This window comes from Streptomyces sp. NPDC048191, assembly GCF_040652655.1.
GTDB lineage: Bacteria > Actinomycetota > Actinomycetes > Streptomycetales > Streptomycetaceae > Streptomyces.
Genome location: NZ_JBEZMO010000015.1, coordinates 109592 through 130809, shown reverse-complemented (window position 1 = coordinate 130809; position 21218 = coordinate 109592). Strand labels below are relative to the sequence as shown.

Below are 21218 nucleotides of genomic sequence, written 5' to 3'. Positions count from 1 at the left end.
GACACGGCCGGCAGCAGGGCCGGGGCGAACATCCAGATCCACGCGCTGCGTTCCTCAGACTCGGAGCCAGGTGCTCCGGAAAGGGAAGCGGGGGGGGGGGGGCCGCGGGGGGGGGGGGGGGGGGGCGCGCCCCCCCCCCCCCCCCACCCCGGCACGCCTTCGAAACCGCCTACCCGCCGACGAGGACGAACCAGCGTGCCGGCAGGTCGATGCGGGTGCCGTCGGTCAGGTACTCGGTCTGCGGCAGGCTGGTCTCCCCCTCGGCGAGGACCTTCAGGCCGGCCTCGCCGAGCAGGCGCGGGATCTCCGTGTCGTCGGCGTCGGCGGGCTTGAGGCCGTGCTGGAAGACACGCTGCAGCTTGGGACCCGGGCCGCCCTGCTGGGTCGCGGCACGCTTCAGCACGTCCCGGGAGCCGGAGGTGAGCTCCACGACGAAGGCCCGCCCCTCGCCGCCGATGAGCTCGGCTACGGCGGCGGCGACGGCCGGCCGGGCCCCGGGTTCGCTCTGGTGCATGACGGCCCGCATGTAGACGTTGACGTCGCCGAGCCGCTCGTGCAGCGCGCGTACGGCATCGGCGTCGGTGAGGTCGAGCTGCTGGAACTCCACCGCGTCGTCCCGCGTGGCCCGGCGGGCGTGCTCGACGGCGGCGTGCGAGAGGTCGACGCCGACGGCCCGGGCGAACCGGGTGGCGAGGTAGCGGGTCTGGGTGCCGTTGCCGCAGCCGAGGTCGACGATGGTGCGCGCCGGGTCCGCGTGGGGCAGCAACAGGGCGCTGTACGGTTCGGCGGACAGGGCGGGATCACAGTCCCAGATCGCCTCGCCGGTCCCGTCGGAGGTCTCGCTCCAGTAACTCTCCCAGTTGCTGCGGTACTTGTCCGAGACGTTCATGCGATCTCCCCACGGTTCGGTTCCGTGATCGGGATATCGCGAGCGCCCGGAGCGGGGCAAGGGGCCGGGGGCCACCTTCACCGGAAGTGCGGACCCCGGACATCTCCAGCGGCGCGCGCCCGCAGACCGCACGCCCCCCTTGTCATCCCCTTCCGGCGAGAACCTGTTCGAACCAGACGGTCTTGCGGTGCCCGGTGGCGCTGGCGCCCCATTCCCGGGCCAGCCGGCTGACCACACGCAGGCCGCGGCCCGACTCGTCGTAGGGCTCGGCGCCGAGCATGGCGGGCAGGGCGGGTTCGTCGTCGGTGACCTCGAACAGCAGCGCGTCGGTGCGCACCACACGCAGCCCGACCGGCTCGCCCACGGCGTGCCGTACGGCGTTGGTGACGACCTCGCTGACCAGCAGCTCGGCGGTCTCCACGGCCTGCGGCAGGCCCCACTGAAGGAGTTGTGCGCGGACCAGGCGACGGGCCCGGGCGACCTCGCGCGGGTCGGCGTCGAGCCGCCATTCGGCGACGTGGTCGTCAGGGATGCCGTTGAGGCGGGCCATCAGCAGGGCGACGTCGTCCTTGCGGCCGCCGCGCGTGTTCAGGGCGCGGATGATGGTGTCGCACGCGTCGTCCATGGAGGCGGCCGGGTGCGCGGCGGACTCGCAGAGCGCGGCGAGGCCCTCGCCGATGTCGGAGCCGCGCACCTCGACCAGGCCGTCGGTGCACAGCACGAGCCGGTCGCCGGGCGAGACCTTGACCCGGACGGCCTCGAAGGGCACTCCGCCCACGCCTATGGGCGCGCCGGTGGGCAGCTCCAGCAGTTCGCTGCTGCCGTCCTCGGCGCGGACCAGCACGGGCGGGATGTGTCCGGCATTGGCGAGGTGCAGTTCGCCGCGGATCGGGTCGTACACCGCGTACAGGCAGGTGGCGAGATAGGTCTCGCCGAGCCTGCGGGCCAGGTCGTCGAGGTTGCGCAGCAGCTGGGCGGGCGGGGTCCCCATCGTGGCCATGGTCTGCACGGCGGTGCGCAACTGGCCCATCATGGCGGCCGAGTTGAGGCCGTGGCCCATGACGTCGCCGACCACGAGGGCGGTGCGCGAGCCGGGCAGTTTGATGGTGTCGAACCAGTCGCCGCCGATCCGGCCGAGCCGGGTGCCCGGCAGATAGCGGGTGGCGACGTCGCACCCGGCCATCCGCGGGGTGACCTGCGGGAGCATGCTGTCCTGCAGGGTGTCGGCGACGTTCTCCTGGTAGGTGTACATGCGGGCGTTGTCGAGCACGAGGCCCGCGCGGGCGGCGAGTTCGGCTCCGGTGGCGCGGTCCATGTCGTCGAACTGCGGCCGGTCGGGGCGGCGCATCAGCACCATGAAGCCGAGGACGACGTTGCGTGCCTTGAGCGGCACGATCAGCAGGGAGCGGCCGCCGATCAGCGGTCTGAGGTCGCGCTTCTCGAACTCCCCGGCGATGCGATTGGACAGTTCCTCGGTGACCCGCGGGATCAGCACCGGCTCACCGGTGCTCATGCACTTGTAGAACGGCGTGTGCTCGGGGAAGGCGAAGGCCTCGCCGACCGGCACGGTGTCGTCCCACCGGCCCGGTTCGTCGTTGTGCTCGACCCACACCCGGAACATCACGGTCCGCGCGTCCGGCGGGCCGTCCGGGAAGCCCTCGCCCGCGAGGACGGCGGCCCGTAGATGGGTGCCGGCGAAGTCCGCGAACCGGGGCACGGCGGCGCTGGTGACCTCGCGGATGGTCTCGCCGAGGTCGAGGGAGGACCCGATGGCGGAGCTGACCTCGTTGAGGAACTCCAGCCGCTCCCGCACGGCGGCGTACTCCAGGTCCTGCTCGGCGCCCACCGGAACCACGGCGGCGGCCGGCCGCTGCTGCGGTACGACGGCTTCGGCGCTCCGGCGGCCGGGACGCCGGGGCACGCCCCAGTACGGAGTGACGGGCACCCGGTCGTACTGGCTGAACTCCAGGACGGGATAGCCCAGTTCGAGCACCTGGGAGGTGATGCGACCGCTCAGGTCCGGGCCCATGCTGGGCAGGATCTCGGGCAGCCGCCGTTCCAGTTCCTCGGAGGCGGGCAGTTCGGTGTGACGGGCGAAGCCGGGCGCGATGCGTTCGGCGGTCTCGTGGTCGTAGCCGCGCTCGTCACGCAGCCGGGTGGCGTCGGCGGCGAGCACGAGCAGCCGGGAGGGGCCCGGGCCGACCAGCGGGTAGGCCCACCACAGCACGTCGAGCCGCTCGTCCTCGGGTGCCTGCTCGTGCGGGAAGAGCCGGGCGCGGCCGGCGGTGGCGTAGGCGGTGTGCCCGCCGAGCGAGGCCTCGAGGTCGGGGCCGAACCCGTCGTACGCCTCGTAGGCGTCCGGTATCGCGTCGCCGTTCAGATCTTCGGGGAGGGCGCCGGAGACGGGCAGCAGATCGGACGCGGCCCGCCCGACGGCCTCCTCCCGGCTCGCGCCGAACAGGCGGCGCGCGCCACTGCTCCAGTGGGACACCAGGCCGTCGCGGTCGACGACGACCACGGCCAGCGGAATCCGGCCCGCCGCCGCGGTGCCGGCACCGCGCCCGGGAGGTGTGTCCCGCTCGCTGCCACGGTCCATGGCCCTGGCCCTCTCTCCCCACGGCTGTACGCAAACGATCTGTGCCGCCCGCCACTACGGTACGGCGGCGGCCGGTCGCGATGTGTGGCAATCCTGGAATTGGTTTCACATGATCGCACCGGCGCGCAGCTCAGCGCCCCTGCGGGCGCCCGGCTCAGTCCTCGTGACCCAGTTGCAGGTCGCGTTCGGTGCGGCCGCCGCCCGCGACCTGGAGCACGGTTGCGACCGGCGGGTAGCCGGCGGCGATGACGGTGTACTCGCCCGAGGAGAGGTCGACGAACCGGAACGTTCCGTCCGCCCCGGTGGTGAGGGTGTCGACGACGTTGCCCGCGGCGTCCAGGAGCGTCACGCGCGCGTCCTCCACGGGACGTCCGCCGCTCGCCCGGACGGTGCCCCTGAGCACGGCGCCGCCCGCGAGTTCGACGTCCTGCCGGGTCTCCCGGGAGGCCTGCACGCTGACCGGGAGCGCGGCCGGGCGGAAGGCGGGGGCGCTGGCGGCGAGGGTGTACTCGCCGGCGACGAGTTCGGTGATGACGTAGCCGCCCTCGCGGCCGCTGCGGGTGGCGGAGACGACCTCGCCGTGCACGTTGGTGAGGGTGACGGTGGCGTCGCGCACGGGGGTGCCGTCGGCGGTCAGGACGCTGCCGGCGAGGCGTCCGGCGCCGCCGAGGACGACGTCGAGTTCGACGGGCCGTTCGCCGACGGTGACGGAGACGGCCTGCGGCTGGTGTCCGCCGGCGGCGGCGATCAGGACGTACGAGCCGGAGCCGGGCGTGCTGAGCGCGTACCGCCCGTCCTCGCCGCTCGCGCCCCGCCCGATCTGCACGCCGGCGACGTCGATGAGGGTGAGCGCGGCACGGGGCACGACGGTGCCGTCGGGGTGCTGGACCGTGCCGCAGACGGGGATTCCGGCGGCGTACGGCGACCGGGGCGTCACCGGGGTCGCCGCGCCGGACGGCTGGGGGCGGGCCTGGGGGATCGGGGATTTCCCCGTCTCTTGGCCGGGTTCGGTTTCGGCGGTGGGGGACACCAGTGGTTTCTCCTTGAGGAAGAAGGCGATGAGCAGACCGAGGACGAGCACCGGGACGAGATAGAGGAAGATCCGGGGCATCGCGTCGGCGTAGGCGCGGATGTAGGCGTCGCGCAGGGCCGGGGGCAGCGCGTGGACCGCCTGCGGCGTGATGGATTCGGGGTCGGGCAGCCGGACGCCGGCGCGGGGCGGCAGTTCCCTGCGGAGGGCGTCGGTGAGCCGCCCCGCGAAGAGGGTGCCGAAGACTGCGGCGCCCACGCTGCCGCCGATCTGCCGGAAGTAGTTGTTGGCGCTGGTGGCGGTGCCGAGGTCGGCGGGCCGCACCGAGTTCTGCACGGCGAGGACGAGGACGGGCATCACCATGCCGATGCCGGCGCCGAGGACGGCCATCCAGATGCTGTACTGCAGCCGGGGCGTGTCGGCTTCGAGGCGGGACAGCAGCCACATGCCGACGGCGGAGACGGCGCCGCCGAGCACGGGGAAGGCCTTGTAGCGGCCGGTGTGGCTGATGAGCTGCCCGCCGACGATGGAGGCGCCGACGATCCCGGCCATCATGGGCAGCATCAGCAGCCCGGACTCGGTGGCGCTGGCCCCGTCGACCATCTGCAGGAAGGTCGGCAGATAGCTGGCGGCGCCGAACAGCGCGACGCCGATCACGAGACCCACCAGGCCGCTGACGTTGAAGACGGAGTCGCGGAACAGCCGGAGCGGGATGAGCGGTTCGGCGGCGTGGCGCTCGGCGACGAGGAAGAGGACGACGGCGGCGAACGCGCCGGCACCGAGGCCGATGATCTGCTGGGAGTCCCAGGCGTACTCGGTGCCGCCCCAACTGGTCAGCAGCACCAGGCAGGTGGAGGCGGCGGCGAGCAGCAGCGCGCCGAGGACGTCGAGGCGCCCTCGGCTGGTGGGTTTGGGGAGCTTCAGCACGAGGGTGACGACGGCGAGGGTCACCAGCCCGAAGGGGACGTTGACGTAGAAGCACCAGCGCCAGGAGAGGTGGTCGGTGAAATAGCCGCCGAGCAGGGGCCCGGCGACGGAGGCGAGACCGAAGGCGGCACCGATCAGGCCCATGTAGCGGCCGCGCTGCCGGGGCGGCACGATGTCGGCGATGATCGCCTGTACGCCGATCATGAGTCCGCCCGCGCCGACGCCCTGGACCGCGCGGAAGGCGATCAGCTGGTCCATGGTGTGCGACCGGCCGGCCAGCGCGGATCCGACGACGAAGACGGCGATGGCGAACTGGAAGACGCCCTTGCGGCCGACGAGGTCGCCGAGCTTGCCGTACAGGGGCAGGCCGATGGTGGAGGTGAGCAGATAGGCGGTGATCGCCCAGGACATCCGGTCCAGGCCGTGCAGTTCACCGACGACCTTGGGCAGCGCGGTCGCGACGATCATCTGGTCGAGCGCCGCGAGCAGCAGGGCGAGCATCAGCCCGAAGAAGACCAGCCGCACGCGGCGAGTGCCGGTTTCGGTGGCCGGTGCGGGGGTCTGCGGCGCGGCGGCGGTCTCTTCGCCGGCCGGCGTCACCACCGGCTCCTGCTCCACGAGTGCTGTGCCGCCCACGTACCGCTCCCCTCGCCACACCTGTCACAATTCCCGCGTTACGCGTCAACTGTGAACAACTGCGGTGAGTCACGGCATCGTTCCGGGCAAGGGGGAGATCCACTCGAACCGGTGAAGGGGCGCAACACCCCTCCACCGGAGGAGCCTTGGGGCTACTTCTCGACCTCGGCGGCGAGCCTGGCGAGCACGGCGTCGTAGATCCGGCCGAGGCCCTTGGGGGCGAAGGTCTTCTCGAAGAAGCCGCCGATGCCGCCGGCGCCCTTCCAGGTGGTGGTGACGACGACCCGGGACTTCCCCTCGCCGGCGGGGGTGACGCGCCAGGTGGTGACCATGGAGGAGTTGCGGTCCTTCTCGACCAGCTCGCCGTCCGTGGGCTCGCCGACCTCCAGCAGGCAGTCGCGCACCCGCTTGCTGGTGGCCTGGAGCTTCCAGTGGACGAGGGTGCCCTCGCCGTCGCCGCCCTCGCGGACCTCGTACTCGCTGAAGTGCTCCGGCAGCAGCTTCTGCCGCGTGCCGCGGTAGTCGGCGAGGGCGTCGAACACCTTCTCCGCGTCCGCCGCGACGACCCGCTCCGTAGTGGCCTCGACCTGCGCCATTGCGTTCCTCCAGGACCGTGTTTCTCGGGGTTGGGGCAAGCCAACCACCCCGGTGCCCGGCCCCCCAAATCGGGGGTCGCCGCCGACGGTCCTCACCAGGGGTCGCACGATCATGGGAACAGATGTTCTAATCTGGGCCGCAGTGCTACCGAGGAGGCGTCATGCGCTGGGAGAACCTCACCGTCGAGTCCGCGTCCGGGACGTCCGGGGAGCCCGCCGCGCACGGCCGGGCCGCCGAGGCGGCTCTCTTCGGCGCGGACGCCGTGGTCAGCCGCACCTTCGACACACCCGAGTTCCGTGGCATCACCTTCCACGAGGTCCGGGCGCGCTCGGTGCTGAACCGGGTGCCGGGCGCCTCGCGCATGCCGTTCGAGTGGACCGTCAACCCCTACCGGGGCTGCACGCACGCGTGCGTGTACTGCTTCGCCCGCAAGACGCACAGTTATCTGGACCTCGACACCGGCATCGGTTTCGACACCCAGATCGTGGTCAAGGTGAACGCACCCGAGGTGCTGCGCCGCCAGCTCGCCTCCCGCCGCTGGCAGGGCGACCACGTGGCGATGGGCACGAACGTCGACTGCTACCAGCGCGCGGAGGGCCGCTACGCTCTGATGCCGGGCATCATCTCCGCCCTCACCGAGCACGCCAACCCGTTCTCGATCCTCACCAAGGGCACCCTGATCCTGCGCGACCTGGACCTGCTGGTCCGGGCGGCCGAGGTGACGGACATCGGCATCTCGGTCTCCGTGGGCTTCCTCGACCCCGCGCTGTGGCGCACGGTGGAGCCCGGCACGCCCTCGCCGGAGCGCCGCCTGGACGTGGTGCGCACCCTGGGCGAGCACGGCATCGGCTGCGGGGTGCTGATGGCACCGGTCATCCCGTTCCTGAGCGACCACCCGGCCCAACTGCGGGCCACGGTACGGGCGATAGCGGCGGCCGGGGCCACCTCGGTGACCCCGCTCGCCCTGCATCTGCGCCCCGGCGCGCGGGAATGGTTCATGGCCTGGCTGGCCCGGCACCATCCCCACCTGGTGCGGCGCTACGAGCGGCTGTACGCGGAGGGCGCCTACGCGCCGAAGTGGTACCAGCGCCGGATCACCCGTCAGGTGCACGAGCTGGCGCAGGAGTACGGCATCGGGCCCACCCGCCCGGGCCTGGCCCGCCGGATCCGCCCCGCACGGCCGGCCGAGCCCTTGGCCGGGGCGGAACCGACCCAGCTCACCCTCATGTGAGGGCAAGGCCCGCCCCCACATGAGGGCGTTCGAGCGCTTCGGGCGACCCAATCGGGTCAACTCTGCCCATAACGCCTTTTCAGAACACCGATTCCGGGACGATGCGGCGAAAGATGTGACCCCCACGCTCCGCCGACACCTCCGTCCCGGGAGAACGCATGAGAACACGCGCAGCCGTGCTGTGCGCGGCCGCCGCCGTGCTGGCGGGCTCGGTCACCGCCCTGCCCGCGCACGCGGCTTCGGCGGCCCCCGCCGCACATCTCGCCTGGAAGAAGTGCGGCACCAGCGACTACCCGACGCTCCAGTGCGCGTCCCTGAAGGTGCCCCTGGACCACGCCCACCCCTCGGGCCGGCAGATCACTCTCGCCCTCTCCCGCGTGCGGCACACCGCGAAGACCTCCCAGGGTCCGCTGCTGGTCAACCCCGGCGGGCCGGGCGGCAGCGGCCTGACGCTGGCCGGGTTCGTCGCCTCGGCCCTGCCGCGCAGGGTCGCCGCCCAGTACGACGTCATCGGCTTCGACCCGCGCGGGGTCGGCCGCAGCAGCCCGGCCCTGGACTGCGCGCCGGGCCACTTCAGGACGGTGCGCCCGGACACCGTACCCGCGACGACCGCGCTGGAGCGGACCAACCTCGCCCGCGCGAAGTCCTTCGCCGCCGCCTGCGGACGCAGGTACGCCGGTCTGCTGCCGTACATCGACACCGTCAGCGCCGTACGCGACATGGACTCCGTCCGCGCGGCCCTCGGCGCCCGGCGCATCAGCTACTTCGGCTACTCCTACGGCACCTATCTCGGCGCGGTCTACGCGAAGCTGTACCCGCAGCGGGTCCGCCGCCTGGTACTGGACTCGGTCGTCGACCCGACCGGCATCTGGTACGAGGACAACCTCGGCCAGGACTACGCCTTCAACGACCGCCACCGCGCGCTGATGGCCTGGATCGCCCGGTACGACTCCACGTACCACCTCGGCAAGGATCCCGCGAGGATCGAGGCCGAGTGGTACGCGATGCGCGCGGCCCTGGCGAAGAAGCCGGCCGCCGGCAAGGTGGGCGCCTCGGAGTTGGAGGACACCTTCATCCCCGGCGGTTACTACAACGGTTACTGGCCCGAGCTCGCGGAGGCGTTCTCGGCGTACGTGCGCGGGAGGAACGCCGGGCCGCTGGTGGAGGCGTACGAGAACCTCGGTGCCGTGGGCGGCTCGGGCGAGAACGGTTACAGCGTCTACTCGGCGGTGCAGTGCCGTGACACCTCCTGGCCCGGCGGCTGGAGCCGGTGGCGCACCGACGCCTGGAAGGTGTACGGCAAAGCGCCCTTCATGGTCTGGAACAACGCCTGGTACAACGCGCCGTGCGCGTACTGGCCGACCGCGCGGCGCAAGCCCGTGGGCATCGCCAACGCCAAGCTGCCTCCGGTCCTGCTCTTCCAGGCGACGGACGACGCGGCGACGCCGTACCCGGGCGGGGTCACGGTCCACCGGCTGCTCGCCCGTTCCAGCCTGGTGGTCGAGGAGGGCGGCGGCAACCACGGCATCACGCTGGGCGGCAACGCCTGCCTGGACCGGTACCTGGCCGCGTATCTCGCGAACGGCAGGGTCCCGCGGGGCACGGGTGTCGCCGACGCCGTGTGCAGGAAGTCGCCCGACCCGAAGCCGCAGGCCACGAAGGCGGCGTCGACGGCGTCGCGCCGCGCTGCCCTGCACGCCCTGCTGGGCTTCCGGCGGTAGGAGGCCCGCCCGCGGGCCGGACCGCCGCGACCGTCGGGGGCGTTGTCAGTGGCGTGCCCCACCATGGACACATGACCGAACCGACTCGCATCCCCGCTCCCGACGGCGTGGCCCCCGCGGCCCAGTACAGCCACGTCGTCTCGGCCACCGGCCGCCTCGTCGCCGTCTCCGGACAGCTCGCCCTGGACGAGCACGGCAAGCTGGTCGGCGAGGGCGACCCGGCGGCCCAGGCCCGTCAGGTGTTCGAGAACCTGAGGCGCTGTCTGGCCGCGGCCGGAGCCGGCTTCGAACACGTGGTGAAACTGACCTACTTCGTCACCGACACGGCCCACCTCCCGGCGATCCGCGCGGCCCGGGCCGCCCACATACCCGACGACCGCCTCGCCGCGTCCTCCGCGGTCCAGGTGGCGGCACTGGTGGCCCCGGAGTTCCTGCTGGAGGTCGAGGCGCTGGCGGTGGTCGGCGGCGCCTAGGGGCCTGTCCTTTGGATCACGCCGCAGACGCGGGGGCTGGCACGCACGTCTGCGGCGATCAGCCCCGGCGCTGTCCTGCGACCTGATCCAAACGACCGGCCCTAGCCGGGACGCCGGCGCCGGGCCGCCGCCGTACGCAGGAGGGCGTGGCCGGCGCCGGTGACCACCAGCAACAGCCCGGCCCCGCACGGCAGTACGCTCTTCTCCGTCCCCAGCTGCCGCTTCGTCCCGGCCATGGGCAGGACCACATGCGCCGGGTCGTAGACCACCGGTACGCGGTCGTCGAGGACCGGCTCCAGGCGCTCGCAGGTGTCACCGGCCGCCTGCAACTCCCGTGTGTCGCCGCCGGGCAGGGTGACCGTGCAGGTGTACTCCTCGCCGCCGTCGCGCGTCCGCGTGGCGCTCCGGTCGACGACGGTCGCCGTGCCCTCCTCGCCCCGGCTGTCGAGGTAGACCCGCGGGGCGGCGTATCCCGCGCCGAGGACCAGGATCACGTACCCGAGCCCCGCGAGGACGCCGGAGAGTCCGTGCCCCGGCGAGCGCGGCATCCGCCGCCGGAGCCAGAAGACGTACAGGAGGGTGAACGCGACCCAGGTGCCGACCGCGGGCAGGCGCCCCATCGTCACGGCGACGACGGAGGCGGCCGCCACCACGAGGAGATCGAAGGCGAGCAGCTGGGACCACCGCCGTACCACGAGCCCCGTGTCCGACGAGCCGTCCTCGCCCACGCCAGGCGGCTGACGGCCCGTCATCTGGCCTGTTCTTCCTCAGGGAGGCCGGCCAGTGCGTGCACCGCCGCCCTGGCCAGTGCGGGATGGGCGAGGGCCTCCTTCAGCACCCGGCGGGCGCGGGGGTCGGCGAGGGTGCCGAGGCCTTCGACGCACGCGAGGGCGACACGGCGGTAGGGATCGTGGGGGCGCAGCCGGCGCTCCAGGGTGGTGATGAGCGCGGGCACGGACTCGGGGGCGCGGAGTTCGACCAGGAGACGCACCGGGTGCAGGGCGTAGGCCACCCGCAGTTCGTTGGTCGCCAGGGCCGCCGCCGCCCGGGCCGTGCGCGGGTCGCCGAGCCGGGCGAGGGCGTGGGCGGCGGAGGCGCAGCGCGGGGGGTCGCGGTGGTTGAGGAGGAGGACCAGGGATTCGAAGGCGCGCCGGTCTCCCACGAGGCCGAGCCGGAACGCGGCCAGTTCCCTGGCCCACAGCGGCTGTCCGGGAGCGGTGAGCACCTCCGCGAGTTCGTCGTGGTCCTCGGTCGCCAGCAGCCGGTCGAACGCCGCCGATCCGCGTGACTCCTGCCGTACGCGCTCCGTGAGCGATCGCAACTCTTCGTCCACGAAGTCCAGCGTAGGCGGGTGGCGAGGCGGGAGGGAGCTACATCACAAAGTCCGGTGCGACGCAGGGCTGGCACGCTCGTTACTCGCGGGTTAAGCTCAGACGAGCGAGTTACCCACTCGCACTTCCGCTGGCGACGGTTTGGTGACGCAGCCGTTGTGAGCGTTGTCGGTTCGGTACGACGTGTACCGCTGTACGACCCGGCTCCGGGACAGGGCCGGTCGGATTCCCTGCCGTTCGCGGGCGTGTGCGCGCCCGTGGCACCGGCGGCACCGGGCGTGTGCGCTCGCAGCCCGGCAACACCCGCACTCCTCTCCGCTCCGCGGTGCGCCCTCGGCGCACCCGGCGCGCTCCTCGTCGTCACCCTCATTCCTGGAGTCCCGCGATGGCCACTCCCCTGTCCCCCCAGTCCGGCACCCCCCGGTCCCCGCTCAAGACGATCGCCGTCGTCGGCCTCGGCACCATGGGCACCGGCATCACCGAGGTCCTCCTGAAGGCGGGCCGCGAGGTGATCGGCATCGACGTCAGCGAGGCCCAGGCCGCGAGGTCCGTCGCCGCCCTCGAGGCCTCCACCGCCCGCGCCGTGGAGCGCGGCCGGCTCACCGAACAGGACCGCGCCGACGCCCTGGCCCGGCTCCTCGTCACCACCGACCTCACCGCGGCGGCCGACGCCGACCTCGTCATCGAGGTGGCCCCGGAGTCGTACGAGGTCAAGCACCAGATCTTCCGCGCGCTGGACGGCATCGTCCGCCCGGAGACCATCCTCGCCACCGGCACCAACGCCCTGTCGGTCACCCGCCTCGCCGCCGACTCGGCCCGCCCCGAGCGGGTGCTCGGCCTGCACTTCTTCAACCCGGCGCCGGCCATGAAGCTGGTCGAGGTGGTCTCCTCGGTGCTGACCGCCCCGCAGGCCGTGGCCACGGTCACGGACCTCGCGATCGAGCTGGGCAAGGAGCCGGTCGCGATCGGCGACCGTCCCGGTTTCGTCGCGGACGGCCTGCTCTTCGGCTACCTCAACCAGGCCGCCGCGATGTACGAGGCCCGCTACGCCTCCCGCGAGGACATCGACGCGGCGATGCGGCTCGGCTGCGGCCTGCCGATGGGCCCGCTCGCGCTGCTGGACCTGATCGGCATCGACACCGCGCGCACGGTCCTGGAGGCCATGTACGCCGAGTCCCGCGACCGGCTGCACGCCCCGGCCCCGATCCTGAAGCAGCTCAGCGAGGCGGGCCTGACCGGCCGCAAGGCCGGGCGCGGCTTCTACACCTACGAGGCGCCGGGCAGCGCCACGGTCGTGCCGGACGCGCTGACCCCGGCGGCGGACGCCGCGGCGGCCCAGGGGCGCGAGGTCCGCTCGGTCGGCGTCGCCGGCTCCGGCACCATGGCCTCCGGCATCGCCGAGGTGTTCGCCAAGGCAGGCTACGACGTCGTCCTGGCCGCCCGCAGCGAGGAGAAGGCGCAGGCCGCCAAGGCCCGTATCGGCAAGTCGCTTTCACGCTCTGTCGACAAGGGCCGGCTGACCGCCGAGGCCGCCGCGCAGATCCTGGACCGGATCGCCCCGGCCGGGTCCTACGACGCCTTCGCCGAGGTCGACCTGGCCGTCGAGGCGATCGCCGAGGACCTGGAGGTCAAGCGGCAGCTGTTCGCCACGCTGGACAAGGTCTGCAAGCCCGGCGCGGTCCTCGCCACCACCACCTCCTCGCTGCCCGTCGTCGCCTGCGCCCGCGCCACCTCGCGCCCGCAGGACGTCATCGGCATGCACTTCTTCAACCCGGCGCCGGCGATGAAGCTGGTCGAGGTCGTGCGGACCGTGCTGACGGCCGACGACGTCCACGCGACCGTCCGCGAGGTCTGCGCGAAGATCAAGAAGCACGCGGTGGACTGCGGCGACCGGGCCGGCTTCATCGTGAACGCGCTGCTGTTCCCCTACCTCAACAACGCGATCAAGATGGTCGAGGAGCACTACGCGTCCCTGGACGACATCGACGCGGCGATGAAGCTCGGCGGCGGCTACCCGATGGGCCCCTTCGAGCTGCTGGACGTGGTCGGCCTGGACGTCTCGCTGGCCATCGAGAAGGTCCTGCACCGCGAGTTCCGCGACCCCGGGCTCGCACCGGCGCCGCTGCTGGAGCACCTGGTGGCCGCGGGCTGCCTGGGCCGCAAGACCGGCCGCGGCTTCCGCGAGTATGCCCGCCGCTGACGGCGCCGGCGACTGGTCCCACGCGGAGACCGACTGGGGCGGACTGCTCGACCCCGCGGACGCTCCCCCGCCCCTGTGGGGCGGGGGAAACCCCTCACCCGCGCGCCGAACTGCGCACATGCAGTACGTTCGGGTCATGTCCCAGCCCGCCAAGTCCTCACGTACACCAGCTACGCCCGACGCGCCGGAAAGTGCCGCAGGCAGTCGCGCCGCCGCCCAGCGGCTCAAGATGCGCCGAGAACTGGCGGCCGCAGCCATGGAGCTGTTCGCGACCAAGGGGTACGAGGCGACCACCGTCGACGAGATCGCGGCCGCAGCGGGAGTCGCCCGACGCACCTTCTTCCGCCACTTCCGCTCCAAGGAAGAGGCGATCTTCCCGGACCACGACGACACGCTGATCCGCGCCGAGGCGGTCCTCAACGCCGCCCCCGCGCACGAGCACCCGCTCGACACCGTGTGCCGAGGCATCAAGGAAGTCATGAGGATGTACGCGGGCTCGCCCGAGATCTCGGTCGCCCGCTACAAGCTCACCCGAGAGGTGCCCACCCTGAGGGAGGCCGAGATCGCCTCGGTGGCCCGCTACGAACGTCTCTTCACCCGCTACCTCCTCGGCCACTTCGACGAGCACGCGCACGCCGACGACGCCAACGACGACCCGTTGCTGGCCGAGGTGGCCGCCTCCGCCGTCGTCACCGCCCACAACCACGTCCTACGGCGCTGGCTGCGGGCGGGCGGCCAGGGGGACGTGGAGACCCAGCTGGACCACGCCTTCGCGATCGTGCGCAAGACCTTCGGCTCCGGGATCGGTGCCGGGCGCGGCCCGGCCCCCAGGCCGGCCGCCGGCACCGCGCCGGCGACGGTGTCCGCGCACGGCGAGGTGCTCGTCACCGTGGCCCGCACCGACGCCCCGCTGGACGAGGTCATGCGGACCATCGAGGAGGCCCTGAAGGAGCGCTGAGACCGCTCCGGGGCTGCACCCGCGCTGTGATGACGGCCACCCTTCGGGGTGGCCGTTTTGCCATGTCAGGGACCGTTTTCGAGCAGATTTCACAGCCCGTTCGATCGATCATCGCTCGTTTGTTACGTAAAGATTTCACCTGAGCCAGACTTCTGGCACTCAGTGCCTTGCGGCCTGACACGCGGTGTCATACGTTGAGGGTGTCCGGGTGGCCGGCGAGCAGAGACCGTTCGCTCGCCGGCTGTCCCCAAAGGCCCCACGGCCCGCGCGCCCGGACGCCTGCGTCACAGGCAACCTCCCGCGCCACAAAGCGCTGCCGAAGCACCACCGAGCCGAACCGACGGCACACCCTCAAAACCCTCAGCAGCACTCATCGCAGCACCGACGAATCCCCAGCGCCCCTCCCTCAGGGCGCTCACCGCCGGAGGCAACACCGTGACCGTGAAGGACATCCTGGACGCGATCCAGTCGAAGGACGCCACGTCCGCCGACTTCGCCGCCCTGCCGCTCCCCGAGTCGTACCGCGCCATCACCGTGCACAAGGACGAGACGGAGATGTTCGCGGGTCTTGAGACCCGGGACAAGGACCCGCGCAAGTCGATCCACCTCGACGAGGTGCCCGTGCCCGAGCTCGGCCCGGGTGAGGCCCTGGTGGCCGTCATGGCCTCCTCGGTCAACTACAACTCGGTGTGGACCTCGATCTTCGAGCCGCTGCCGACGTTCGGCTTCCTGGAGCGCTACGGCAAGCTCAGCGAGCTGACCAAGCGGCACGACCTGCCGTACCACATCATCGGTTCCGACCTCGCGGGCGTCGTCCTGCGCACCGGCCCCGGCGTCAACGCCTGGAAGCCCGGCGACGAGGTCGTCGCCCACTGTCTGTCCGTCGAGCTGGAGTCCTCCGACGGCCACAACGACACCATGCTCGACCCCGAGCAGCGCATCTGGGGCTTCGAGACCAACTTCGGCGGCCTCGCCGAGGTCGCGCTGGTCAAGTCCAACCAGCTGATGCCGAAGCCCGGCCACCTCAGCTGGGAGGAGGCCGCGGCCCCGGGCCTGGTCAACTCCACCGCCTACCGGCAGCTGGTCTCCCGCAACGGCGCCGGCATGAAGCAGGGCGACAACGTCCTGATCTGGGGCGCGAGCGGCGGCCTCGGCTCCTACGCCACCCAGTTCGCGCTGGCCGGCGGCGCCAACCCGATCTGTGTCGTCTCCAGCGAGCAGAAGGCGGACATCTGCCGCTCGATGGGCGCCGAGTCGATCATCGACCGCAACGCCGAGGGCTACAAGTTCTGGAAGGACGAGAACACCCAGGACCCGAAGGAGTGGAAGCGCTTCGGCAAGCGCATCCGCGAACTCACCGGCGGCGAGGACATCGACATCGTCTTCGAGCACCCGGGCCGCGAGACCTTCGGCGCGAGTGTCTACGTCACCCGCAAGGGCGGCACCATCACCACCTGCGCCTCCACCTCGGGCTACATGCACGAGTACGACAACCGCTACCTGTGGATGTCGCTGAAGCGGATCATCGGCTCCCACTTCGCCAACTACCGCGAGGCCTGGGAGGCCAACCGCCTCATCGCCAAGGGCAAGATCCACCCGACCCTGTCGAAGGTGTACTCGCTCCAGGACACCGGGCAGGCCGCCTACGACGTCCACCGCAACCTGCACCAGGGCAAGGTCGGCGTGCTGTGCCTCGCCCCCGAGGAAGGCCTGGGCGTGCGCGACGAGGAGATGCGCGCCAAGCACATCGACGCCATCAACCGCTTCCGTAACGTCTGAGAGCCATAGATGACAGAGCGTCAGAAGGACCGTCCGTGGCTCATGCGGACGTACGCCGGCCACTCGACGGCGGAGGCGTCCAACGAGCTGTACCGGCGCAACCTCGCCAAGGGGCAGACCGGTCTGTCGGTGGCGTTCGACCTGCCGACGCAGACCGGTTACGACTCCGACCACATCCTCGCCCGCGGCGAGGTGGGCCGGGTGGGCGTGCCCGTGGCCCATCTCGGTGACATGCGCAGGCTGTTCCAGGACATCCCCCTGGAGCAGATGAACACCTCGATGACGATCAACGCCACCGCGATGTGGCTGCTGGCGCTCTACCAGGTCGTCGCCGAGGAGCAGGGCGCGGACATCACCAAGCTCCAGGGCACGACCCAGAACGACATCGTCAAGGAGTACCTGTCCCGGGGCACCCATGTGTTCCCGCCGGGACCGTCGCTCCGCCTGACGACGGACATGATCGCGTACACGGTTTCCCACATCCCGAAGTGGAACCCGATCAACATCTGCAGCTACCACCTGCAGGAGGCCGGGGCCACGCCGGTGCAGGAGATCGCGTACGCGATGTCCACCGCCATCGCCGTTCTCGACGCCGTGCGCGACTCCGGCCAGGTGCCGCAGGAGCGCATGGGTGACGTGGTCGCCCGCATCTCCTTCTTCGTGAACGCGGGTGTCCGCTTCATCGAGGAGATGTGCAAGATGCGGGCGTTCGGCCGCATCTGGGACAAGGTCACCCGTGAGCGGTACGGCATCGAGAACCCCAAGCACCGGCGGTTCCGGTACGGCGTCCAGGTCAACTCGCTCGGTCTGACCGAGGCGCAGCCGGAGAACAACGTCCAGCGGATCGTGCTGGAGATGCTCGCCGTGACGCTGTCGAAGGACGCACGCGCGCGTGCCGTGCAGCTGCCGGCCTGGAACGAGGCGCTGGGCCTCCCCCGGCCCTGGGACCAGCAGTGGAGCCTGCGCATCCAGCAGGTGCTGGCGTACGAGAGCGACCTGCTGGAGTACGACGACATCTTCGAGGGCTCGAAGGTGATCGAGGCGAAGGTGGAGCAACTGGTCGCCGACTCCCTCGCGGAGATCGACCGCATCCAGGAGATGGGCGGCGCCATGGCCGCCGTGGAGTCCGGCTACCTGAAGTCCCAGCTGGTCTCCTCGCACGCCGAGCGCCGGGCCCGGATCGAGTCCGGCGAGGAGAAGATCATCGGTGTCAACGCCTTCGAGGGCACCGAGCCGAACCCGCTGACGGCCGACCTGGACACCGCGATCATGACGGTGGACCCGGCGGTCGAGGCCCGGGTCATCGCCGGGCTGCAGAACTGGCGCGACACCCGCTACCAGCCGCCCTTCAACCACCCTCGGCCCTGCAAGGCGCTGGAGCGGCTGAAGGAGGCCGCCAAGGGCACCGACAACCTGATGGAGGCCACGCTGGAGTGCGCCCGCGCCGGGGTCACGACCGGCGAGTGGGCGGGCGCGCTGCGCGAGGTGTTCGGCGAGTTCCGGGCGCCCACCGGGGTCTCGTCCGCACCGGTGGCCGTCGCCGCCGAGCCGGGCTCCGCCCTCGCCGAGGTGCGCGGCAAGGTCGACGCCACCGCCCGCGACCTCGGTGTCGGCAAGCTGCGCTTCCTGGTCGGCAAGCCGGGCCTGGACGGGCACTCCAACGGCGCCGAACAGATCGCCGTACGCGCGCGTGACGCCGGCTTCGAGGTGGTCTACCAGGGCATCCGGCTGACGCCGGAGCAGATCGTGGACGCCGCCCTCGCCGAGGACGTGCACGCGGTCGGCCTGTCGATCCTGTCCGGCTCGCACGCCCAGCTGGTGCCGGACGTGCTCCAACGCCTCCGTGTGGCCGGTGCCACAGATATACCGGTGATCGCCGGTGGCATCATCCCGAATGGTGACGCCGCGCAGCTGAAGGAAGCCGGAGTGGCCGCCGTCTTCACCCCGAAGGACTTCGACATCACCGGAATCATCGGCCGAATCGTCGACGAGATCCGGAAAGCGAACAAGCTCGACCCCCTGGAGGTCCCCGCATGACGACCGTCAACCGCCTTCGCCCGCGGCGCTCCTGCCTGGCCGTGCCGGGCTCGAACCCGCGCTTCCTGGAGAAGGCGCAGGGCCTCCCGGCGGACCAGGTCTTCCTGGACCTGGAGGACGCCTGCGCGCCGCTCGCCAAGCCCGAGGCGCGGCACACCATCGTCAAGTTCCTCAACGAGGGCGACTGGACGGGCAAGACGCGCGTCGTGCGTGTCAACGACTGGACGACCGAGTGGACGTACCGTGACGTCGTGACCGTCGTCGAGGGCGCCGGCCAGAACCTCGACTGCATCATGCTGCCGAAGGTGCAGACGGCCGAGCAGGTCGTCGCGCTCGACCTCCTGCTCACCCAGATCGAGAAGACCATGGGCTTCGAGGTCGGCAAGATCGGCATCGAGGCGCAGATCGAGAACGCGCAGGGCCTGAACAACGTCAACGCGATCGCGCAGGCCTCCCCGCGCGTCGAGACGATCATCTTCGGCCCGGCCGACTTCATGGCCTCCATCAACATGAAGTCGCTGGTCGTGGGCGAGCAGCCGCCCGGCTACCCGGCGGACGCCTACCACTACATCCTGATGAAGATCCTGATGGCCGCCCGCGCCAACAACCTCCAGGCGATCGACGGCCCCTACCTGCAGATCCGCAACATCGACGGCTACCGCGCGGTCGCCCAGCGCGCCGCCGCGCTCGGCTTCGACGGCAAGTGGGTGCTGCACCCGGGCCAGGTCGAGGCGTCCAACGAGATCTTCTCGCCCTCGCAGGAGGACTACGACCACGCCGAGCTGATCCTGGACGCGTACGACTACTACACGTCCGAGGCGGGCGGCAAGAAGGGCTCCGCGATGCTCGGCGACGAGATGATCGACGAGGCCAGCCGCAAGATGGCCCTGGTCATCTCCGGCAAGGGCCGGGCCGCCGGCATGCAGCGCACGTCGAAGTTCGAGATCCCGGAGGCCTGAGCGCGATGCAGTTCGGACGCACCTACGAGGAGTTCGAGGTCGGGGCGACGTACAAGCACTGGCCGGGCAAGACGGTCACGGAGTACGACGACCACCTGTTCTGTCTCCTCACCATGAACCACCACCCGCTCCACATGGACACGAACTATGCGGAGAAGACGACGGACTTCGGCAAGAACGTCGTCGTCGGCAACTACATCTACTCCCTGCTGCTCGGCATGAGCGTGCCGGACATCTCCGGCAAGGCGATCGCCAACCTGGAGATCGAGTCGCTCAAGCACGTGGCGCCGACCTTCCACGGCGACACGATCTACGGCGAGACGACGGTGCTGGACAAGTGGCCGTCGAAGTCGAAGAACGACCGCGGGATCGTCTACGTCGAGACCAAGGGCTACAAGCAGGACGGCACCCTGGTCTGCGTGTTCCGCCGCAAGGTCATGGTGCCGACCGAGACGTACATCAAGGAGCGCGGCGGCGAGCAGCCCGGCCGCCCGGAACTGAAGCAGCAGGAGAAGTAGGCCATGGCCCGTCTCGCCCAGACCGCCGGTCTGACCGACGTCCAGCAGGAGATCCTCTCCACCGTCCGGGACTTTGTCGACAAGGAGATCATTCCTGTCGCGACCGAGCTGGAGCACCGCGACGAGTACCCGCAGCAGATCGTGGACGGCCTGAAGGAACTCGGCCTGTTCGGTCTGATGATCCCCGAGGAGTACGGGGGCCTGGGCGAGTCACTGCTCACCTACGCGCTGTGCGTGGAGGAGATCGCCCGCGGCTGGATGTCGGTGTCCGGCATCATCAACACGCACTTCATCGTCGCGTACATGCTCAAGCAGCACGGCACGCAGGAGCAGAAGGACCACTTCCTGCCGAGGATGGCGGCCGGTGACATCCGGGGCGCCTTCTCGATGTCGGAGCCGGCCCTGGGCTCGGACGTGTCGGCGATCACCTCGAAGGCGGTCAAGGACGGCGACGAGTACGTCCTGAACGGCCAGAAGATGTGGCTGACGAACGGCGGCACCTCGTCCCTGGTGGCGGTTCTCGTCCGGAGTGACGAGGGTCACCCCGAGGGCACGGCGCCCCACAAGTCGATGACGACCTTCCTGATCGAGAAGGAGCCGGGCTTCGGCGAGGTCCGCCCGGGCCTCACCATCCCCGGCAAGATCGAGAAGATGGGCTACAAGGGCGTCGACACCACCGAGCTGATCATGGACGGCCTGCGCCTTCCGGCCGATCGGGTGCTCGGCGGCGTCACCGGCCGAGGTTTTTACCAAATGATGGACGGGGTCGAGGTCGGCCGGGTCAACGTAGCGGCCCGTGGCTGTGGCGTCGCCCAGCGCGCCTTCGAGCTCGGCGTCCAGTACGCCCAGCAGCGGCACACGTTCGGCAAGCCGATCGCCCAGCACCAGGCCATCCAGTTCAAGCTGGCGGAGATGGGCACCAAGGTCGAGGCCGCGCATGCGATGATGGTCAACGCGGCACGTAAGAAGGACTCCGGCGAGCGAAACGACCTCGAGGCCGGGATGGCGAAGTACCTCGCCTCCGAGTACTGCAAGGAGGTCGTGGAGGACGCCTTCCGGATCCACGGCGGCTACGGCTTCTCCAAGGAGTACGAGATCGAGCGCCTCTACCGCGAGGCCCCGATGCTGCTCATCGGTGAAGGTACCGCCGAGATCCAGAAAATGATCATCGGGCGCAGACTGCTCGAAGAGTATCGGTTCCAGGGCTGATTGTCCGGATACGGGGTGTTTTCTTCGAGAAGAAGATCACACCCCGTAGACGCTCTTCGGCCGCCGACTCGGCTGCCTGGCTTGCCCAGTTGCAGCCCGCGACCGGTACGATCCCGGAAAGCCGCCG

At 71.0% G+C, this 21218-nt stretch carries 16 protein-coding genes; 10 read left to right on the top strand and 6 right to left on the bottom strand.

Annotation, left to right across the window (positions count from 1 at the left end; genetic code table 11):
* Positions 1 to 169 precede the first annotated feature (169 nt).
* The 4 genes from AB0D93_RS24235 to AB0D93_RS24220 all read right to left on the bottom strand — a co-directional run bounded on the left by AB0D93_RS24235 (position 170) and on the right by AB0D93_RS24220 (position 6674).
* The gene (locus AB0D93_RS24235) at positions 170 to 889 is read right to left on the bottom strand and encodes a class I SAM-dependent methyltransferase (RefSeq protein ID WP_362122564.1); all 720 of its coding nucleotides are present in this window, start codon (positions 887 to 889) and stop codon (positions 170 to 172) included.
* Positions 890 to 1031: 142 nt separating this feature from the next.
* Complete coding sequence (locus AB0D93_RS24230; RefSeq protein ID WP_362122560.1) at positions 1032 to 3485, bottom strand: SpoIIE family protein phosphatase; 2454 nt, start codon at positions 3483 to 3485, stop codon at positions 1032 to 1034.
* A 154-nt stretch (positions 3486 to 3639) separates the two neighbouring features.
* The gene (locus AB0D93_RS24225) at positions 3640 to 6078 is read right to left on the bottom strand and encodes an MFS transporter (protein WP_362122557.1); all 2439 of its coding nucleotides are present in this window, start codon (positions 6076 to 6078) and stop codon (positions 3640 to 3642) included.
* 152 nt (positions 6079 to 6230) lie between these two features.
* Positions 6231 to 6674: an SRPBCC family protein gene (locus tag AB0D93_RS24220; protein WP_362122554.1), complete on the bottom strand. Its 444-nt coding sequence runs from the start codon at positions 6672 to 6674 to the stop codon at positions 6231 to 6233.
* A 161-nt stretch (positions 6675 to 6835) separates the two neighbouring features.
* Here AB0D93_RS24220 and AB0D93_RS24215 point away from each other — a divergent pair, with 161 nt between their 5' ends.
* The 3 genes from AB0D93_RS24215 (at position 6836) to AB0D93_RS24205 (ending at position 10100) form a co-directional block, all read left to right on the top strand.
* Positions 6836 to 7906: an Rv2578c family radical SAM protein gene (locus tag AB0D93_RS24215; protein WP_362122551.1), complete on the top strand. Its 1071-nt coding sequence runs from the start codon at positions 6836 to 6838 to the stop codon at positions 7904 to 7906.
* Between the two features lie 158 nt (positions 7907 to 8064).
* Positions 8065 to 9627, top strand: coding sequence for an alpha/beta hydrolase (locus AB0D93_RS24210; RefSeq protein WP_362122548.1), 1563 nt, complete (start codon positions 8065 to 8067; stop codon positions 9625 to 9627).
* Between the two features lie 71 nt (positions 9628 to 9698).
* A complete protein-coding gene (locus AB0D93_RS24205) occupies positions 9699 to 10100 on the top strand; it encodes a RidA family protein (protein WP_362122545.1) in 402 nt (133 codons plus the stop codon).
* A 101-nt stretch (positions 10101 to 10201) separates the two neighbouring features.
* Here the strand turns inward: AB0D93_RS24205 and AB0D93_RS24200 are convergent, their stop codons facing one another.
* Together AB0D93_RS24200 and AB0D93_RS24195 are read right to left on the bottom strand one after the other, a co-directional pair.
* Complete coding sequence (locus AB0D93_RS24200) at positions 10202 to 10852, bottom strand: hypothetical protein (protein WP_362122542.1); 651 nt, start codon at positions 10850 to 10852, stop codon at positions 10202 to 10204.
* Positions 10849 to 11433, bottom strand: a complete 585-nt coding sequence (locus AB0D93_RS24195; RefSeq protein ID WP_362122539.1) for an adenylosuccinate lyase — start codon at positions 11431 to 11433, stop codon at positions 10849 to 10851. The genes AB0D93_RS24200 and AB0D93_RS24195 overlap by 4 nt, the downstream gene beginning before the upstream one ends.
* A gap of 383 nt (positions 11434 to 11816) precedes the next feature.
* Here AB0D93_RS24195 and AB0D93_RS24190 point away from each other — a divergent pair, with 383 nt between their 5' ends.
* The 7 genes from AB0D93_RS24190 (at position 11817) to AB0D93_RS24160 (ending at position 21091) form a co-directional block, all read left to right on the top strand.
* Positions 11817 to 13631, top strand: coding sequence for a 3-hydroxyacyl-CoA dehydrogenase family protein (locus AB0D93_RS24190; protein WP_362122536.1), 1815 nt, complete (start codon positions 11817 to 11819; stop codon positions 13629 to 13631).
* Between the two features lie 136 nt (positions 13632 to 13767).
* The gene (locus AB0D93_RS24185; protein WP_362122534.1) at positions 13768 to 14589 is read left to right on the top strand and encodes a TetR family transcriptional regulator; all 822 of its coding nucleotides are present in this window, start codon (positions 13768 to 13770) and stop codon (positions 14587 to 14589) included.
* Positions 14590 to 15030: 441 nt separating this feature from the next.
* Positions 15031 to 16368 carry a crotonyl-CoA carboxylase/reductase gene (gene ccrA, locus AB0D93_RS24180; RefSeq protein ID WP_362122818.1) on the top strand — a complete coding sequence of 446 codons (1338 nt, stop codon included), beginning with the start codon at positions 15031 to 15033 and terminating at the stop codon, positions 16366 to 16368.
* A 9-nt stretch (positions 16369 to 16377) separates the two neighbouring features.
* Positions 16378 to 18405 (top strand): protein meaA, encoded by a 2028-nt coding sequence (locus tag AB0D93_RS24175; RefSeq protein ID WP_362122531.1) that lies wholly within the window; start codon positions 16378 to 16380, stop codon positions 18403 to 18405.
* Positions 18402 to 19364, top strand: coding sequence for a CoA ester lyase (locus AB0D93_RS24170; RefSeq protein WP_362122529.1), 963 nt, complete (start codon positions 18402 to 18404; stop codon positions 19362 to 19364). The genes AB0D93_RS24175 and AB0D93_RS24170 overlap by 4 nt, the downstream gene beginning before the upstream one ends.
* Positions 19365 to 19369: 5 nt before the next feature.
* A complete protein-coding gene (locus AB0D93_RS24165) occupies positions 19370 to 19882 on the top strand; it encodes a MaoC family dehydratase (RefSeq protein WP_019757884.1) in 513 nt (170 codons plus the stop codon).
* A 3-nt stretch (positions 19883 to 19885) separates the two neighbouring features.
* Positions 19886 to 21091: an acyl-CoA dehydrogenase family protein gene (locus AB0D93_RS24160; RefSeq protein ID WP_362122526.1), complete on the top strand. Its 1206-nt coding sequence runs from the start codon at positions 19886 to 19888 to the stop codon at positions 21089 to 21091.
* Positions 21092 to 21218: the final 127 nt, after the last annotated feature.

Coding starts and splice junctions, on each gene's coding strand:
- AB0D93_RS24165 (WP_019757884.1), top strand. CDS start 19,370: ATGCAGTTCGGACGCACCTACGAGGAGTTCGAGGTCGGGGCGACGTAC.
- AB0D93_RS24230 (WP_362122560.1), bottom strand. CDS start 3,485: ATGGACCGTGGCAGCGAGCGGGACACACCTCCCGGGCGCGGTGCCGGC.
- AB0D93_RS24185 (WP_362122534.1), top strand. CDS start 13,768: ATGTCCCAGCCCGCCAAGTCCTCACGTACACCAGCTACGCCCGACGCG.
- AB0D93_RS24235 (WP_362122564.1), bottom strand. CDS start 889: ATGAACGTCTCGGACAAGTACCGCAGCAACTGGGAGAGTTACTGGAGC.
- AB0D93_RS24190 (WP_362122536.1), top strand. CDS start 11,817: ATGGCCACTCCCCTGTCCCCCCAGTCCGGCACCCCCCGGTCCCCGCTC.
- AB0D93_RS24210 (WP_362122548.1), top strand. CDS start 8,065: ATGAGAACACGCGCAGCCGTGCTGTGCGCGGCCGCCGCCGTGCTGGCG.
- AB0D93_RS24175 (WP_362122531.1), top strand. CDS start 16,378: ATGACAGAGCGTCAGAAGGACCGTCCGTGGCTCATGCGGACGTACGCC.
- AB0D93_RS24200 (WP_362122542.1), bottom strand. CDS start 10,852: ATGACGGGCCGTCAGCCGCCTGGCGTGGGCGAGGACGGCTCGTCGGAC.
- AB0D93_RS24215 (WP_362122551.1), top strand. CDS start 6,836: ATGCGCTGGGAGAACCTCACCGTCGAGTCCGCGTCCGGGACGTCCGGG.
- AB0D93_RS24205 (WP_362122545.1), top strand. CDS start 9,699: ATGACCGAACCGACTCGCATCCCCGCTCCCGACGGCGTGGCCCCCGCG.
- AB0D93_RS24160 (WP_362122526.1), top strand. CDS start 19,886: ATGGCCCGTCTCGCCCAGACCGCCGGTCTGACCGACGTCCAGCAGGAG.
- AB0D93_RS24170 (WP_362122529.1), top strand. CDS start 18,402: ATGACGACCGTCAACCGCCTTCGCCCGCGGCGCTCCTGCCTGGCCGTG.
- AB0D93_RS24220 (WP_362122554.1), bottom strand. CDS start 6,674: ATGGCGCAGGTCGAGGCCACTACGGAGCGGGTCGTCGCGGCGGACGCG.